15 protein-coding genes and 2 pseudogenes are annotated in these 16,355 nt (G+C 74.2%); 9 read left to right on the top strand and 8 right to left on the bottom strand.

Annotated elements, in window-relative coordinates; all coding sequences use genetic code 11:
- The first annotated feature begins 43 nt into the window (after nucleotides 1-43).
- A complete protein-coding gene (locus tag ACH9D2_RS03785; protein ID WP_396361422.1) occupies nucleotides 44-433 on the top strand; it encodes a YchJ family protein in 390 nt (129 codons plus the stop codon).
- A 10-nt stretch (nucleotides 434-443) separates the two neighbouring features.
- On the opposite strand, the gene ACH9D2_RS03780 is transcribed toward ACH9D2_RS03785, so the two are convergent.
- The 3 genes from ACH9D2_RS03780 to ACH9D2_RS03770 form a co-directional block, all read right to left on the bottom strand.
- Nucleotides 444-809: a VOC family protein gene (locus ACH9D2_RS03780; RefSeq protein ID WP_396361418.1), complete on the bottom strand. Its 366-nt coding sequence runs from the start codon at nucleotides 807-809 to the stop codon at nucleotides 444-446.
- Nucleotides 810-818: 9 nt separating this feature from the next.
- Nucleotides 819-1,682, bottom strand: coding sequence for an SDR family NAD(P)-dependent oxidoreductase (locus ACH9D2_RS03775; protein WP_396361417.1), 864 nt, complete (start codon nucleotides 1,680-1,682; stop codon nucleotides 819-821).
- A 106-nt stretch (nucleotides 1,683-1,788) separates the two neighbouring features.
- The gene (locus tag ACH9D2_RS03770) at nucleotides 1,789-2,814 is read right to left on the bottom strand and encodes an AraC family transcriptional regulator (protein ID WP_396361416.1); all 1,026 of its coding nucleotides are present in this window, start codon (nucleotides 2,812-2,814) and stop codon (nucleotides 1,789-1,791) included.
- A 69-nt stretch (nucleotides 2,815-2,883) separates the two neighbouring features.
- Here ACH9D2_RS03770 and ACH9D2_RS03765 point away from each other — a divergent pair, with 69 nt between their 5' ends.
- The 4 genes from ACH9D2_RS03765 (at nucleotide 2,884) to ACH9D2_RS03750 (ending at nucleotide 7,193) form a co-directional block, all read left to right on the top strand.
- The gene (locus tag ACH9D2_RS03765; protein WP_396361415.1) at nucleotides 2,884-4,431 is read left to right on the top strand and encodes an NAD(P)-binding protein; all 1,548 of its coding nucleotides are present in this window, start codon (nucleotides 2,884-2,886) and stop codon (nucleotides 4,429-4,431) included.
- Nucleotides 4,428-5,360, top strand: coding sequence for an alpha/beta fold hydrolase (locus tag ACH9D2_RS03760; protein ID WP_396361414.1), 933 nt, complete (start codon nucleotides 4,428-4,430; stop codon nucleotides 5,358-5,360). Before ACH9D2_RS03765 ends, ACH9D2_RS03760 begins: the two co-directional genes overlap by 4 nt.
- Before the next feature lie 178 nt (nucleotides 5,361-5,538).
- Nucleotides 5,539-5,994, top strand: a complete 456-nt coding sequence (locus tag ACH9D2_RS03755; protein WP_396361413.1) for a universal stress protein — start codon at nucleotides 5,539-5,541, stop codon at nucleotides 5,992-5,994.
- A 119-nt stretch (nucleotides 5,995-6,113) separates the two neighbouring features.
- Nucleotides 6,114-7,193 (top strand): helix-turn-helix domain-containing protein, encoded by a 1,080-nt coding sequence (locus ACH9D2_RS03750; RefSeq protein WP_396361412.1) that lies wholly within the window; start codon nucleotides 6,114-6,116, stop codon nucleotides 7,191-7,193.
- A 16-nt stretch (nucleotides 7,194-7,209) separates the two neighbouring features.
- Here ACH9D2_RS03750 and ACH9D2_RS03745 read toward each other — a convergent pair whose 3' ends face one another.
- Both ACH9D2_RS03745 and ACH9D2_RS03740 read right to left on the bottom strand, forming a co-directional pair.
- Nucleotides 7,210-7,944 carry a GAF and ANTAR domain-containing protein gene (locus ACH9D2_RS03745; RefSeq protein ID WP_396361411.1) on the bottom strand — a complete coding sequence of 245 codons (735 nt, stop codon included), beginning with the start codon at nucleotides 7,942-7,944 and terminating at the stop codon, nucleotides 7,210-7,212.
- A 136-nt stretch (nucleotides 7,945-8,080) separates the two neighbouring features.
- Nucleotides 8,081-9,022, bottom strand: a pseudogene (locus ACH9D2_RS03740) (ABC transporter substrate-binding protein).
- A 220-nt stretch (nucleotides 9,023-9,242) separates the two neighbouring features.
- On the opposite strand from ACH9D2_RS03740, the gene merA reads away from it, so the two are divergent.
- From merA to ACH9D2_RS03720, 4 genes are all read left to right on the top strand, one after another.
- A complete protein-coding gene (merA, locus tag ACH9D2_RS03735) occupies nucleotides 9,243-10,685 on the top strand; it encodes a mercury(II) reductase (protein WP_396361410.1) in 1,443 nt (480 codons plus the stop codon).
- 104 nt (nucleotides 10,686-10,789) lie between these two features.
- On the top strand, nucleotides 10,790-12,139 hold the full coding sequence (locus tag ACH9D2_RS03730) for an FAD-dependent oxidoreductase (protein ID WP_396361409.1): 1,350 nt from the start codon (nucleotides 10,790-10,792) through the stop codon (nucleotides 12,137-12,139).
- 55 nt (nucleotides 12,140-12,194) lie between these two features.
- Nucleotides 12,195-12,581, top strand: coding sequence for a heavy metal-responsive transcriptional regulator (locus ACH9D2_RS03725; RefSeq protein WP_396361408.1), 387 nt, complete (start codon nucleotides 12,195-12,197; stop codon nucleotides 12,579-12,581).
- A 52-nt stretch (nucleotides 12,582-12,633) separates the two neighbouring features.
- The gene (locus tag ACH9D2_RS03720; RefSeq protein WP_396361407.1) at nucleotides 12,634-13,452 is read left to right on the top strand and encodes an alpha/beta fold hydrolase; all 819 of its coding nucleotides are present in this window, start codon (nucleotides 12,634-12,636) and stop codon (nucleotides 13,450-13,452) included.
- Here ACH9D2_RS03720 and ACH9D2_RS03715 read toward each other — a convergent pair.
- From ACH9D2_RS03715 to cysE, 3 genes and pseudogenes are all read right to left on the bottom strand, one after another.
- Nucleotides 13,430-14,293, bottom strand: coding sequence for a glycoside hydrolase family 15 protein (locus ACH9D2_RS03715; RefSeq protein ID WP_396361406.1), 864 nt, complete (start codon nucleotides 14,291-14,293; stop codon nucleotides 13,430-13,432). The two genes, ACH9D2_RS03720 and ACH9D2_RS03715, sit on opposite strands and share 23 nt — an antisense overlap.
- Before the next feature lie 44 nt (nucleotides 14,294-14,337).
- Nucleotides 14,338-15,261: pseudogene (locus tag ACH9D2_RS03710) on the bottom strand (glycoside hydrolase family 15 protein); the annotation flags it as partial.
- 244 nt (nucleotides 15,262-15,505) lie between these two features.
- Nucleotides 15,506-16,306 (bottom strand): serine O-acetyltransferase, encoded by an 801-nt coding sequence (gene cysE, locus ACH9D2_RS03705; RefSeq protein ID WP_396361405.1) that lies wholly within the window; start codon nucleotides 16,304-16,306, stop codon nucleotides 15,506-15,508.
- Nucleotides 16,307-16,355 lie beyond the last annotated feature (49 nt).

The raw sequence follows: 16,355 nt of genomic DNA, 5'->3' as shown, positions 1-16,355 counted from the left end.
CGGCGACCCGGGAACGGGGCGGGGTGGTGAGAGGATCGGGGGCATGATCGACGACGACGCCCGCTGCCCCTGCGGCACCGGGGAGACCTACGCCGCGTGCTGCGGCCGCTTCCACCGCGGCCGCCCGGCGCCCACGGCCGAGCTCCTCATGCGCTCGCGGTTCAGCGCCTTCGCCGCCGGGGACGAGCCCTATCTGCTGAGCACGTGGCACCCGGGCACGCGCCCGGAGTCCGTGGACCTGGACCCCGCGATGCGCTGGACCCGGCTGGACGTCCACGGCGCCGCGGGCGGCGGCCCCTTCGACGACGAGGGATGGGTGGGCTTCACCGCCCACTGGCGCGGTGCGGACGGCGCCCGGGGGACCCAGCGGGAGAACTCCCGGTTCCGGCGCGAGGACGGCCGGTGGTACTACGTGGACGGCGTGCTCGCCTGAGTCCGGCCGCTCAGTCGCCCTCGAGGTCGGAGAGCACGCAGAACTCGTTGCCCTCCGGGTCGGCCAGCACCACCCAGGTCACCTCGGGGCCCTGGCCCACGTCCACGCGGCGGGCCCCGAGGGACTCCAGGCGCGCGATCTCCGACTCCTGGTCCGTGTCCACGGCGCGCAGGTCGAGGTGCAGCCGGTTCTTGACCGTCCGGGGCTCGGGGACGAGCACGAAATCGAGGTGCGGTCCGTCGCCCTCGGCGGGCACGATCCCCACGAAGCCCTCGGCCTCCCCGTGGACGACGTAGCCCAGGGCGGCGCACCAGAAGCGGGCGAGGGTCTCGGGGTCGCGGCAGTCGACGGCGATGGCGGACAGCGTGCTGGTCATGCGCCCAGCCTAGGCCCGGCGCCGCCGCCCGGAAAGGCGCTGCAGGACCCGCGGCGCGTACCGCAGGACCGGCCAGTAGGAGCCGGGCAGGAGCCGCGCCACGAGGTCCGGCAGCACCGCGCTGGGGGCCACGAGCAGCCGGGCCCGGCGCCGCTCCACCGCCCCCAGGATGTCCGTGGCCGCCCGCTCCGCCGGATAGCTCAGCAACGCCGCGAAGTCCTCCCGGTCCTTGCGCGAGCGCTCCTCGGGCACACCGGCCGGAGTGCGCGCGGTCTCCGCGATCCTGGTCCGGACCCCGCCCGGGTGGACCACGGTCACCCCCACCCGTCCCGCCAGCTCGTGGCGCAGGCCCTCGGTGAACCCGCGCAGGGCGTACTTGCTCGCGGAGTACGCCACCTGACCGGGCGGGGCGATGAGCCCGAACAGGCTGGAGAGGTTGACCAGGTGGCTGCCGGGAGCGGCGAGCAGGGCGGGCAGCAGCTCGCGGGTGAGCACCACCGGCGCCCGGAAGTTGATGTCCATGAGCCAGTCGAACTCCTCGGCGGAGACCTGCTCGAAGGACCCGCCCAGACCCACCCCCGCGTTGTTGATCAGCAGGTCGATCCGCGGGTGCTCGGCCCGGATCCGCCCGGCCACGCCCGGCAGCGCGGCCAGCTCGGCCAGGTCGGCGACGACCGTGCGCACCGGCAGGTCCGGGTGCCCGGCGCGGATCGCCCCGGCGACGGCCTCGAGTCCCGCCGCGTCCCGGTCGAGGAGCACCAGGTGGGTGCCGCGGGCGGCGAGGCCGTGGGCCAGCTGCTCGCCGATGCCGGAGGCGGCACCGGTGAGCACCGCGGTGGCACCGGCGAAACGGAAGGGTGCGGACGGGGACACGGGCTGCTCCTGGGGTCGTGGATCGGGGCCTGCTCTCCAGTGTGGGGCCCGGGGTCTCGTCGCCGCTTGACCCTTCACGACAGGAAGTTGACGCCCTGCGACAGCGTCAGCCGGTCCGGGCGCCCCGGCGGCGGACGTCCCGCGGCGGGGTGCCCCACCAGCGGCGGGCGCACCGGGTGAGGGCCGAGGACTCCGAGAGCCCCACCAGCCCGGCGATCTGGCCGAGGGGGACGTCGGTGGTGGTGAGCCAGCGCAGGGCCGCGCTGCGCCGGGTCTCGTCGAGGACGGCGCCGAAGGTGGTGCCCTCCTCGGCGAGCCGGCGCTGCAGGGTGCGGGGGTGCAGGTCCAGCACGCGGGCCACGGCCTCGATCTCCGGGGCCGCGGTGCCGAGCAGCTGCACCAGCACGCCCCGGACCCGGGGCGCCCACGCGGAGCCGGCCCCGGGGAGCTGGGTGTCGAGGAAGGCGAGCGCCACCTGCCGGACCCCGGCGTCCCCGTGCAGAGGCCGGGCGAGCGTGCTCGTGGGGATCCGCAGGAGGACCTCGGGGCGGCCGGTGCGCACGGGTGCTCCGAAGAACTCCTCGTAGGCCCGCAGCGGCGCCGTCGGCCGGTGCGCCAGCTCGACCGTGCGCAGCCCGTAGCGCCCGCCCACCAGGGAGGTCAGGGCCCGGTGCAGCAGGCCCAGGCCGAGATCGGTGCCCTGCTGGCTGTCCTGCCCGGGGTCCCGGGCGGTCGCGGCGGACCCGCCGTAGCGCACCGCCGTCACCCCGCGGGCGCCGTAGGGGTCCTCCACCAGCGCCAGCTCGAGGGACGGGGCGTGGACGAACAGGTAGCGGGAGGTGCACTCGAGGGCGTCGCGCACCGTCTCGGAGTGGCGGGCGGCGAGCGCGAGGGGCCCGAGCACGCCCGGGTCCTGCCGGGCGGCGACCCGCAGCCCCAGGTCGGGGCAACCCAGCTCCCGGGCCGCGGTCTCGAGCACCCGCCCCACGGCCCGCTCCGGCACCAGGAGGTCGTCGGTGTCCAGGGCGGCACGGGGCAGGCCGGCGGCGTCCGCGAAGGCCTCGGCGCTGCCGCCGAGCTCCGCGACCGCGGCGCGGAAGCCGCGCAGACCTGCGGACCGAATGACCGTCATGTCGCTCAGAGTCAAGCAATCGTCGCGCAGCGTCAAGTCTTCCCGGGTGCGCCGGGCGATCCTGGAACCATGCCAGCACCTTCCACCACCAGCACGCCGCCCCGCGAGACCCCCGGCGAGACCGACCACCGGGACGTCGTCGTCGTCGGGGCTGGTCTGTCCGGCATCGGCGCGGCCTACCGCCTGCAGACCGAGTGCCCCGAGCTGTCCTACGCCGTGCTGGAGGCCCGGGACGACCTGGGGGGGACCTGGGACCTGTTCCGCTACCCGGGCGTGCGCTCCGACTCCGACATGTTCACGCTCGGCTACTCCTTCAAGCCGTGGCGGGACCCCCGGACACTCGCCGACGGCCCCTCGATCCTCGCCTACATCCACGAGACGGCGGAGGAGTTCGGCATCGACCGGCACGTCCGCCTCCGCACCAAGGTGGTCTCGGCCGACTGGTCCGGCGCCGAGCAGCGCTGGACCCTGGGCCTCGAGGTCCGCGACGAGGACGGCACCGTGCACGAGCGCACCATGACGTGCGCGTTCCTGTACTCGTGCGCCGGCTACTACGACTACGACCGCGGTCACGACCCCGCGCTGCCCGGCCTGGGAGACTTCCGGGGACGGGTGGTGCACCCGCAGTTCTGGCCCGAGGACCTGGACTGGACCGGGCGGCGCGTGCTGGTGGTCGGCAGCGGCGCCACCGCGGTGACCCTCGTGCCGGCCATGGCCGGCGACGCCGCGGGCGTGACCATGCTGCAGCGCTCCCCCACGTGGATCAGCGCCGTGCCCGGCCGGGACAAGCGGGCCGACGCCCTGCGGCGGGCCCTGCCCGCGGGGCTGGCCCACCGCGTCATCCGGACCAAGAACATCCTGTTCAGCACGGCCGTGTACCAGTTCTGCCGGCGCCGCCCGGCCGCGGCCCGGGAGTTCTTCACGTCCCGGGCCGCGCGCATCCTCGGCTCGGAGGAGCTCGTGGCCGAGCACTTCACCCCGTCCTACGACCCGTGGGACCAGCGGCTGTGCGCGGTGCCGGACGCGGACCTGTTCAAGGCGCTGAAGAAGGGGCGGGCGGAGGTCGTCACGGGCACGATCGACACGTTCGTGCCCGAGGGCGTCCGGCTGAGCGGCGGCCGGGTGCTCGAGACCGACCTCGTGGTGACCGCCACGGGTCTGCGGCTGATCCCCTTCGGCGGGATCCGCCTGACCGTGGACGGGACGCCGGTTGAGCTGTCCGAGCAGTTCGTGTGGAACGGCGCGATGCTCACCGGCGTGCCGAACTTCGCGCTGTGCATCGGCTACACCAACGCGTCCTGGACCCTGCGCGCGGACCTCACCCACCGGCTGGTGTGCAAGGTGCTCCGGCATCTGCGCCGCCACGACGCCGGGGCCGTGGTGCCGCGCGCTCGCCGGGACATGGCGGAGCGCCCGCTGCTGGACCTCAGCTCCGGCTACGTCCAGCGCGCGATCGGCGCCTTCCCGCGCCAGGGCGACCGGCACCCGTGGCGGGTGCGGCAGAACTACCTGCTGGACTCCGCGACCACCCTGCGCACCCCGCTGTCCCGCACCCTCGATCTCGTCCCCCGCACCGTGGCCCGCCGCGGCGCCCGCCCACAGGAGGCCCGCGCATGACCGACCAGCACACCTCGGACCCCACCGCGGAGGCCCCCTCCCAGGCGCCCGGGGCCACGACCACGGTGGAGGTCGCCGGCCGCCCCGTGCGCATCCGCCTGTCCGGGCCCGCCGAGGCGCCGCCGGTCGTGCTGCTGCACGGCATCGGCCGGAGCCTGGAGGACTGGGCGGCCGCCCACGAGCTGCTGGCGCGGGAGCACCGTGTGCTCAGCATGGACCTCCCCGGCTTCGGGCTCACTCCCGCCGGGGCGGACAAGCCGGGGCTCAGGACGTTCGCCCGCGCCGTGGTCGGGGTCCTCGACGTGCTCGGCGAGGACCGGCCGGTGCACCTCATGGGCAACTCCCTGGGCGGTGCCGTGGCCATGACCGTGGCCGCCGAGCACCCCGGACGGGTCGCCGGGCTGCTGCTCGCCAACAGCGCCGGGTTCGGCCGGGAGGCCAACGTCTCCCCCCTGCCCATGGTGTGGGCCGCGCTGTCGCGGCTGCCCGTGGTGGGCCGCAGGTTCCGGCCGCTGGCGAGGGCCGCCGCGGTGCGGTCCAACCAGAACTGCTTCTTCGACCCCGCCCTGGTCACCCCGGAGCTGCTGCGGCACGCGGCCCTCGTGGGCTCCCAGCCGGACTTCCGCGCCACCTTCCTGGGCACCTACCGGAGCATCTGGCTCCCGGTCGTCGGGGTGCTGCCGGGCTGGCGCCGGGCCCTGCTGGAACAGGTGCGGGCGGCGGGCGTCCCCGTGCTCGTGGTGTGGGGCGACTCGGACGCCGTGCTGCCCGCCCACCACGCCGAGGCAGCGGCCGCGGCTCTGCCGGAGGCCCGGCTGCACGTCTTCCGGGACACCGGGCACATGCCCCAGATCGAGCGGACCGAGGAGCTGGTGGAGCTGGCCCGGGAGTTCGTGGTCTCCGTGGAGGAGCGGCGCAGGACGTCCTGAGCACCCACCGGCGTCACGATCCGGACTTGTCCGGCCCGGCCCTTATGCCGCGAACGGCCGGTGCCTACGGTGGAAGGGCCGGGACGCACCGGCCCGGCCCGGGACGTGGACCCCGCGCGGTCGACGCCCTGCCGTTGCGGGCCGCGAGCCGGCAGCCCCTCGACCGGAAGGCAGCAGCATGAGCGACATCCCGAGCGATTCGCGCGACAGCGGCCGCATCATCGTGGGCGTGGACGGGTCCGAGCACTCGAAGGAGGCGCTGCGGGAAGGGGCCCGCCTGGCCGAGGCCCTCGGCGCCCCGCTGGAGGCGATCGCCTGCTGGCAGGACCCGGCGGCGTACGGGGCCTCCTACGGGTACATCCCGGACCTCGACCCCGAGGCGTTCCGCGCCGAGAGCCGGCGCATGCTCGCGACCACCCTCGAGGAGGTCTTCGGCCGGCACCGGCCGGCGAACCTCAGCACCCGGTTGCTGCACGGACGCCCGGCCGAGCTGCTCGTGGAGGAGAGCAGGAGCGCCCGGCTGATGGTGGTCGGACGCCGCGGCGCCGGTGGCGTGCTCGGCATGATCCTGGGCTCGGTGAGTTCCGCGCTGGTCTCGCACGCGCACTGCCCGGTCCTCGTCGTGCGCCGGTAGACGTCGCGGACCGGTGCGCCCGGTTCCTCGGAAGGGGATCCGGGAGGGGGATGACCGACAGGCCCTTGTTCCGCGTGCCGCACCCTCCTATGGTGGGGTGACAGGTCGAGAGAACGGCCGTGGTGTTCGTCGTGCCCACGGAGGTCGTCCTGATGTCTGCTCCCGCTGCTGGAACCGCCTCCGCCGTGCCCGGTGACGTCCCCGGGCCGGCGCGGTCTCCCGAGGCTCCTCCGGCCGGGGAATCCCCGGCCGGCACGTCGCGCCGGCGCTTCCACACCTGTGATGTCGCCGAGGGCCTGGAGATCCTGGAAGAGGTCTACAACGCCCGGGAGCTCCGGGTGGTGCCCGACACCCCGTTCACCCTCACCCAGGCGGTCACGCCGCTGGACCACGTGCACCTCGAACGGGCGCGGCTGACGGGCGCCCCGGCCGCGGCGACGATCGACGCCACCGGAACCATCCGTGTGGCCCAGGTCCTCGACGGCCGTCTGGCCTTCACCGACGCCACCCGCACGGTCCCCGGCCCCACCCCGTTCCTGCTCCCCCAGCGGCCCTACAGCTGCCGCTGGACCGACCTCGACCTGGGGACCGTGGCCTTCGACGCCTCGGCGGTGGCCGCCCACGCCGCAGGCCTGCTCGGGCTCGAGGACTTCTCGTTGCGCTTCACCGGCGCCCGCCCCGTGGACGCGGGCATGGCCCACTACTGGTCCCGCACCGTCGCCCACGTCAGCCGGGACCTGTTGGCCGACGAGCAGACCATGGCCGTGCCGCTGCTGCGCGGCGAGGCCTTCCGCAACCTGGCCACCGCAATGCTGCACACCTTCCCCAGCACGTTCCTCGAACCCCGCGACGCCCCGGCCCCCGACCGGGCCGGTCCTGCGGGGGTGCGGCGGGCCGTGGCGTTCATGGAGGAGCACCTGGCCGAGGACATCGACCTGGCCCGGATCGCCGCCGCGGCCGGCATGAGCCCGCGCGGGCTGCAGGCGGCCTTCCGCCGAGCGCGGGGCAGCACTCCGTTGGGGCACCTGCGGGAGCTGCGCCTGGAGGCGGTGCACGCCGACCTGGTCGCCGCCGATCCCTGCACCGGCGCCACGGTGGGCGCGATCGCGGCCCGGTGGGGCTTCGCCCACCCGGGCCGGCTGGCGGCCGCGTACCGGGAGCGGTACGGCCGGTCCCCCGCCACGACCCTGCGCGCGTGACGACGCCGACGCCGGCTCAGATCCGGAAGTCGGTCTCCGGCGGTCCGCCGTTGACCTCGGCCACCAGCTGCGCGGCGATCTCCCGGACCGGGATGTTGTGCTGGTTGGAGGTGGCCCTGAGCTGTGCGAAGGCCTCGTGCTGGGTGCACCGGCGCCGGCCCATGAGGATGCCCACGGCCAGGTCGATGGCGGTGCGGGACCTCATGGCGGCCGTCAGGTCCCGGGCCACCTCCCGGTGCGAGGCCAGCCGCAGCGCCAGGCGCAACGACTTCGAGGCGCGCCCCATCTCCCGGACGGCCGCCTCGACCGCGGCCGCGTCCAGGGCACGGGCCCGGCCGGCGTAGAGGTTCAGCCCCGCCCTGGCCTCTCCCTCCAGCTCGAAGGGCACTCCCAGCACGGTGCCCACGCCCTGGTCCGCGGCGGCCCGGAGGTACAACGGCCACCGCTCGTCGGTGCGGGTGTCGTCGACGTGCACTGCGGTGTGCTCCCGGATGGCGGTCAGGCACGGTCCGTCACGGAAGGAGTACTGCAGCTCGTCCAGCACCGTGGCGCGGTCGTCGGAGGCGGTCACGGTGGCGGGCTTGTTCCGGCGCAGCACGGTGACGGCGCACCACACCCCGTCGGTCCCGTCGCCCAGGGCCTCGGCCATCGTGCGGGCGAACTCGCCCAGGTAGTCGGTGATGTCCCCGGCGTCCAGCAGCAGGTCCTGCCACTGCTCCACGGAGAGCTCGTCGGGATGGTGCCGGCCCACAGGGGCCTCCGTCCGTCGTCACTGCGAACGCAGCACCGTCGACGGTCTGGGCCCGGGAGCCCCGGAGAACCCCGGACCCGTGGCCCCATGATCCCACACTCCCTCCTGCTCGGGTCCGGGAGCGTCCGTGCCGGCCTCAGTACCCGTTGGCCGAGAGCCACTCCTCGGCGGCCTCGGACGGGTTGACCTGGTCCTGGCCGCTGACCCGGCGGTTGAGCTCGACGAGGTCCTCCGTGGTGAGCTTTCCGGACAGCTCGTCGAGCGCATCGACGGCCTCCTGGGGCCAGCCGGTCCTCGGCCGTCAGGGGCACCACCTGCTGGGCGATGAAGTTGTTCTCCGGGTCCTCCAGGATCACGAGATCGTTCTCCACGATCGACGGTGTGGTGCTGAAGATGTCGGCGACGTCCGCGTTCCCGTCGAGCAGGGCCTGGAGAGTCAGGGGCCCGCCGCCGTCGTTGATCGGCTCGAACGAGGCCGGCACGCACCCGTAGTTCTCCTCGAGGCCGTCGAGACCGTAGGCGCGCTCGGCGAACTCGGGGTGGCTGCGAGGACCAGCTGGTCGCAGACCTCCGCCAGGTCGGCGATGCTCGTCAGCCCGTACCGCTCAGCGGTCTCCGGGGTGACCACCAGGGTGTCCTTGTTCTGGGCCTCGGCCGGCTCCAGCACGGTGAGCCCCTCCGGCAGGGCGTCCGGCAGGGCGTCCATGATCTCTTCGGCGGAGCTCGCCGTGGCCTCGGGGTCCGCGAAGAGCAGCAGGTTGCCGGAGTAGTCGGGGATCACGTCCACGGCACCGTCCTGCACAGCGCTCACACAGGCCTCGCGGGAGCCGATGCCGAGGTTCGTCTCGGTGCCGACCCCGGCGGACTCCAGGGCCCCGGCGTAGAGGTGGGCCAGGATCTCGTTCTCCGGGAGGTCCGCGGAGCCCACGGTCACGGTCTCGGTGGCGCCCTCCTCGGACCCCCCGTCGCCGGCGAGGGGGTCGCCGCCGCCTCCGCAGGCGGTCAGGCCCAGCAGCAGGGCGGCACCCAGGGCCGGCGCGGCGGCACGGCGGGCACGGGAAAGGGCGGCAGCGGTCATGGTCGTTCTCCTGGCGGTCGGTGGTCGGGTGGCGAGCCGACCGCGGGGATCCTCCCTCTGCCGCGCGGTCAGTATATGGGCGCTTCCGGGCCCGCGCACCGTCCCGACCGGGCAGCCCGTTCCCTTGACCTTCCCCCTCGGGGGAAGGTGCACACTGGGGGCAGACCTGCCGACACGGCGTTCCCACGGCGTGTTCCCCCTCGAGCCTCCAGGAGGCCCCGTGCCTGCAGCACCGGCGTCCGAGTTCGACCTGGCCGTCGTCGGCTCCGGCGGCGGTGCCTTCGCCGCCGCGATCCGCGCGACCTCGCTCGGCTTGCGGGTCGTGCTGATCGAGCGCGCGACGATCGGCGGCACGTGCGTGAACACCGGCTGCGTGCCCTCCAAAGCACTGCTCGCCGCCGCCGACGCCCGTTCCACCGCGGCGGACGCCACCCGGTTCCCCGGCGTCGCGGCTGACCCCCGCCCGGTGGACATGGCGGGGGTGGTCGCAGGCAAGGACTCGCTCGTGGAGGGCATGCGCGCCGAGAAGTACGCGGATCTGGTCGACGACCACGGATGGGACCTGCGCCGGGGCACCGCCGCCTTCGGCGGCACCGCCGAGGGCCCGGTGCTGGAGGTCACGGACGCGGACGGGGCCGTCGGGACGGTGCGCGCCCGCCACTATCTCGTCGCCACCGGCTCCGCCCCGTGGGCCCCGCCGATCACCGGCCTGGACGGCGTCGACCACCTCACCTCCACCACCGCGATGGAGCTGGAGGAGCCCCCCGGGTCGATGCTGGTGCTCGGCGGCGGCTACGTGGCCCTGGAACAGGCCCAGCTCTTCGCCCGCCTGGGCTGCGAGGTGACCGTGCTGGCCCGCTCCCGGCTGCTCTCCGGCGAGGAGCCCGAGGTGTCGAGGGCCCTCCTGGAAGTCCTCGCCGACGAGGGCGTCCGGGTCGTGCCCCGCGCCACCGTCGAGTCGGTGCGCGCCTGCAGCACCACGGGCTGCGTCGTCGTCACCGCCGGCACGCGGGCCGGACGGCAGGAGCACACCGCCTCGCGGCTGCTCGTGGCCACCGGCCGCCGCCCCGTCACCGAGGGGCTCCGCCTGGAGCCCGTCGGGGTCCGGACCGGGGAGCGCGGGGAGGTCGTCGTGGACGACACGCTGGCCACCACCGACCCCCGGATCTGGGCCGCCGGGGACGTGACCGGGCACCCGGCGTTCGTCTACGTCGCCTCCGCCCACGGGGCGCTGGTGGTGGCGAACGCCTTCGAGGGCGCCGGGCGGCGGATCGACTACTCCGGCCTTCCCCGTGTCACCTTCACCTCGCCGTCCGTGGGCGCGGTGGGGATGACCGACGAGCAGGCCCGCGCCGCCGGGATCCGGTGCGAGTGCCGGGTCCTGCCCCTCGAGCACGTCCCGCGGGCGCTGGTGAACCGCGACACCCGCGGGTTCGTGAAGATCGTCGCCGAGGTCGGCGCCGGCAGGGTGCTCGGGATCACCGCGGTGGCCGAGAACGCCGGTGACCTCGCCGCGGCGGGCGGCTACGTGCTGGCCGGCGGCATGACGGTGGAGCAGGTGGCCACCGCGTGGAGCCCCTATCTGACCATGGCCGAGGGCCTCCGGATCGCGGCCCAGTCCTTCACGACGGACGTCTCGAAGCTCTCCTGCTGCGCTGTCTGACCTCGTGCCCGGCGGCGCCGCCGTCGGGAGCTGCACCATCGATCCGGACGACCGGCCGGAACGACCGACCCACCCAGAAGATCGACCAGGAAGAAGGAACAGGCATGAGCGAGCACTTCGACGTGGCAGTGCTGGGCATGGGTCCCGGCGGGGAGGTCGCGGCCGGTCGTCTCATCGCGGCGGGGAAGAAGGTCGCGGTCCTCGAGCGGGAGCTGATCGGCGGGGAGTGCGCCTACTGGGCGTGCATCCCCTCCAAGACGGTCCTGCGTCCCGTGGAGGCCCGCACCGAGGTCCGGCGGACCCCCGGGATGTCGGGGGTGGAACCGGACTGGACCGAGGCCCGGGGGCACCGCGACTTCATGGCCCGGAACCTGGACGACTCCGCCCAGGCCGAGGGCTACACCGGCCAGGGGGCGACCGTGATCCGGGGTGCGGCACGCGTCACCGGACCGGGCCGGCTCCGGGTCGGCGATCGGGAGATCACCGCGGAGCACATCGTCCTCGCCACCGGCTCCCAGGCCGTCGTCCCCCCGATCGAGGGCATCGAGGAGGTCACCGCCTGGACGAACCGGGAGACCTACACCACCCGCGAGCTGCCGGGGCGCGCGGTGATCGTCGGCGGCGGCGCGGTCGGGGTGGAGACGGCCACGTTCCTGGCCGGCTACGGGGTCGAGGTCACCCTCGTGCACCGCGGCCCGCGGCTCCTGGACCGGGAGGACCCGAGGGTGGGGGAGCTCCTGCACGGCTACCTGGCCGAGGCCGGCGTGGACGTCCGGCTGGAGGCCTCCGCCGCCCGTGCACGACGTGTGGGCGAGGACAGCGTCCTGGCCCTCGACGACGGGACCGAGGTCGCGGCCGACGTCGTGATCTTCGGCACCGGCCGCAGGCCCCGCACCCAGGACCTCGGGTGCGAGGACGCCGGGGCGCAACTGGGCGAGCACGGCGAGGTGCTCGTCGACGAGCACTGCCGCGCCGCGGAGAACCTGTGGGCGATCGGCGACGTCACCGGCGTCATGCCCTTCACCCACGTGGCCAAGTACCAGGGGCGGATCGCCGCCGACGCGATCCTCGGCCGCCCGCGCCCGGCCGGCTACGAGGGGATCCCCCGGGTGGTGTTCGCCGACCCCGAGATCGCAGCCGCCGGACTGACCCGGGACCGGGCGGAGCGGCGCGGGATCCGCACCGCGGCCGTCGAGCTGGACCTGGCGCAGTCCCTCGCGCGCCCGTGGACGTACGAGCGGGACCCCCGCGGACACCTCGGTCTGCTCGCCGACGTCGACCGGAAGGTGCTGATCGGGGCGTGGGCGGTCGGCCCGATGGCCGGCGAGTGGATCCACCAGGCCTCGCTGGCCATCCGCACGCGGCTGCCGCTGGACGTGCTGCGGGACCAGGTCGCCCAGTTCCCCACCTACCACGAGGCCTACCAGGCCGCCCTGGACGAGCTCGACGTCTAGCGGAAGGATCGGGGAGGACGCCCGTCCCCGGGACGAGAGAGGAGCGTGGTGCGCCGTGCGCATCGGTGAAGCCGCCGCCGTCGGCATGACCGCCAAGGCGCTGCGGTTCTACGAGCAGGAAGGGCTGCACCCACCCGCCGGGCGCTCCGCGAACGGCTACCGCGACTACCCGGAGGAGCTGCTCGGCAGGCTCCGGTTCATCCGGCGCGGCAAGGACGCAGGCCTGGGCCTGGCCGAGATCCGCGACATCCTCCGGATCCGTGACACGGGAGAGACCCCGTGCGCCCATGTCGTGGACCGGCTGTCCGAGCACCTGGCCGACCTCGACCGGCAGATCGCCGAGCTCACCGCCCTCCGGGAGTCCGTGGCGGAGCTCCACACGCGGGCAGTGGCCGGAGACCCCGCCCGGTGCGACGCCCAGCAGGTCTGCAGCTATCTGTGACCCCGGGCGGCACGCCGCCGCGCCGCCCGACCCGACGACGAGAGGAACCCGCATGGAGCACCCCGTGGACCGCCGGCAGATCGATGTCGCCGGCACCGAGCTGTCGTACCTGACCGCGGGCGACGACCAGGACCGACCGCTCCTGCTGCTGCACGGCACCTTCTGGAGCCGGGTCTGGCAGCCCGTGCTGCCGGCCCTGGGCCGGATCCGCCGGTGCATCGCGCTGGACCTGCCGGGGTTCGGCGCCAGCGCCGGTGAGCTCGACCCCGGCAGCGCGACCGTCCCGGCGCTGGCGCAGACGGTGCTGGACGCCGCGGACGCCCTGGGCGTGGACGTCTTCGACCTGGCCGGCCACGACATCGGCGGCGGCATCGCCCAGCACCTGGCCGCCACCACCGACCGCGTAAGGCGGATGGTGCTGATGAACTCGGTCATGTTCGACTCCTGGCCGGTCCCGGCGGTCGAACGCTTCCGCGACCCCGGGGTCCGGGCGGCAACGACGGTCGAGGACCTGCTCGAGGCCCGTACGGCGTCCACCCGCCGCAGCACGCTGCGGGAGCTGGACGACGACGAACTGGCCGACTACCTGTCCCCCTGGCGCGAACCGGCCAGGGTCCGGTCCTGGACGGCCATGGCGGCGGCCGCCGATCCCCGCTGGACCCTCGACATCGTGCCCGCACTGCAGCAGAAGGCCCTGCCCACCCGCCTGGTGTGGGGCAGCGACGACGAGTTCCAGAAGCTCGCCTTCGCACGGCGCTACGTCGAGGAGATCCCCGGCGCCGACCTCGTGGAGGTCGCGGGCAAGCACATCCCCACCGAGGACTCGCCCCGGCAGGTCGCCGACGCCGTCATCGGTCACCTCGCCGGCTGACGTCCTCCGCCGGGGCGATCGCCCAGGCCGCGTCGATGAGACCGATGTGGGACAGCGCCTGCGGGAACTTCCCGATGAGGACCCGCTCGCGGATGTCGATCTCCTCGGACAGCAGTCCCAGGTCGTTGGCGTGCCTCGTGACGGCCTCGAAGATCTCCCGGGCACGGTCCACCTGCCCTGCCATGGCTCGCCCGGCGGCGAGCCAGTACGAGCAGATGATGAACGCGCCCTCGTCCCCGGCCCCGGTCCAGCGCTGCACCAGGGCGTCGGTGGACAGCTCCCGCTCGACGGCGTCCAGGGTGGCCACGACGCGTTCGTCGTCGCCGGGCAGGAAGCCCACGAGCGGCATCAGCAGGACGCCGGCGTCGAGGTGGTCCGAGCCGAAGGCGCCGGTGAACGCGGACACGGAGTCGTCCCACCCGCGGTCGAGGATCGCGGCCCGGATCTCCTCCCGGACCTCCTCCCACCGCTGCACCGTCGCACCGGGGGCACCCATCTGCGCCGCGAGCCGCACGGCCCGGTCCAGGGCCGCCCAGCACATCAGCTTCGAGGTCAGGTAGTCCCGCTCACGCTCCCGCCCCTCCCAGATGCCGGCGTCGGGCTCCATCCAGGTGTCGGCCGCACGGTCGGCCACGGCGACGAGGAACTCCGCGGTGGTCGGGGACAGCTGCCCGAGCTGCTCGCGGAGGATCCAGGCGCACTCCAGGACCTCCCCCAGCACGTCGAGCTGCTTCTGGTCCCAGGCGTCGTTGCCGATCCGGACGGGCCGGCTGCCGGCGCACCCGGCCAGGTGGTCGAGGGTGTGCTCGGTGAGGTCGTGCTCCCCGCCGACCCCGAACATGATCTGCAGGGGCCTGCCGTCGCCGGGCCCGCCGACGCCGTGATCCAGTCGAAGAACCGTTGCGCCTCGTCCGGGCAGGCGGCCACCCACAGCGCCTTCAGCGTCAGGCTGCCGTCGCGCAGCCACCCGAACCGGTAGTCCCAGTTGGCGTCGCCGCCGACCTCCTCGGGCAGCGACGTCGTGGGTGCTGCGACCACCGCCCCGGTGGGCTGGTACGTCAGGGCCTGCAGGAGCAGCGCGCTGCGCCGGACCTGGTCCCGGTAGGGCCCTTGGTAGCCCTGGTGGGCGGCGCTCCAGGACTGCCACGCCGCGACGGTGTCCGACAGCTCCGCGGAGCCGTCCAGCGGCGCGGTCGGAGGGTCGGTCGAGCTGCGGTGGTGCAGGGCGAACGTGGCGCGCTCGTCCTCCCCGAGAGTGAACCTGCCGGTGGCCCGGGGCCCGTCGATGTCCAGCTCGCGGTCGCCGGTGAGGAGGAGCCGGTCGGCGCCGCCGACGATGTCCACGCCCGCCGCCGTGGGCGCCATCATCGGGGTGATCAGGCCGTACTCGAGACGGGGCACGAGCTCCACCGCGACCTCGACGTCACCGTGGAGCACGTGGAGCCGGCGCACGAGCACGTGCGGGGAGCCGTACCCGACCTCGTGCCCGCGCTCCCCGGCCCCGAGCAGGAGGCCGTCGGTGACCCGCAGCACCCCGGTCTCGCAGCGGAAGTCCGTCTCGACGACCATCGTGCCCTCGACGTACCGGCGCTCCACCTCGTACCGGCCCACCGGGCGGACGGTCCAGTGCCCGGCGTGCGGGTCCAGCAGGCGGCCGAAGATGCTGGGGGCGTCGAAGCGCGGCGGGCACCACCAGTCGATCGAACCGTCCCGGGACACGAGGGCCGACCCGTGGTAGTCCCCGAGCAGCCCGTAGTCGGAGATCACCGCCGCCGCCCGGTGCTCTCCGGCGGGAGTCCTGGTGTCCATGCATGTCCTCCGGTTCCTCGGGGATGCCCGTCCCGATGTGGTGCCGAGGGCTTCCGCACCGAGGGCACCCGGTCACGGCGTCCCGGGACCGGCGTTCCTCGGTGATCTCCGTCTCACCGTAGACCTTGCCCGTGGGACGACGTCAACGACGCCCGACCCGGGTTCCGGACTTCGGTGCGCGGTGTCGCGGCAGTCCTCCGGACCGCGGTGCGGCACCTGGCTCCCGCCGACGGGGTGCTCGCCGTCAGATCATGTAGTCGAAGGTCTGATCCATCGATTCGGCGGGCACGTCGTGGGTCCGCGACCGGACCACCCGGGCGGGGATCCCCACTGCGGTGGTACCGGCCGGGACGGCGCCCAGCACCACGCTGCCCGCACCGATCTTCGCGTCCTCGCCCACGATCACGTTGCCGAGCACCTTCGCCCCGGCCGCCAGGAGCACCCCCGACCTGATCTTGGGATGCCGGTCCCCGGACTCCTTCCCCGTGCCTCCCAGGGTCACGTTCTGCAGGATCGAGACGTCATCACCGACGACTGCCGTTTCGCCGATGACGACACCGGTGGCGTGGTCGACGAAGACTCCCGACCCGATGCTGGCACCCGGATGGATGTCCATGGCGAAGACCTCCGCGACCCTGCTCTGCAGGTACATCGCCACCAGCTGACGCCCGTCGCGCCACAGGACGTGCGCCACCCGGTGCACCTGCAGACCCAGGAAGCCCTTGGCGAACAGGTAGGGCACCAGCACGCTGGGATACGCCGGGTTGCGCTCCACACTCGCGAGGAGATCGGCGGCCGCGCAGGCCACGATCTCCGGATCCGCCGCCAGCGCCTCGGCGAACAGCTCCGCCAGGTCTTCGCGCGATACGCAGTCATCGGCGATCTTGTACGCCATGAGTCCGGCCAGACTCGCCTCGAACGAGTCGCGCTCCTCGACGAACACCCCCACCAGGCCCGCGAGGCTCGGTTCCTGGGTGGACGACACGCTCTCGCGCAGCATCCCCCAGACCGCCGAGACACCGAGTCGTTCCTGCGTGTGCTGCATCGATCCTCGCTTTCCGGGTCCGCGCATTTCTGCGGGACCGCCGCTGTAC

The sequence above is a fragment of the Kocuria rhizosphaericola genome (assembly GCF_044462205.1).
GTDB lineage: Bacteria > Actinomycetota > Actinomycetes > Actinomycetales > Micrococcaceae > Kocuria > Kocuria rhizosphaericola.
Note: the sequence above shows the minus strand (reverse complement) of the source record. Positions and strands in the feature narration are given on the sequence as shown.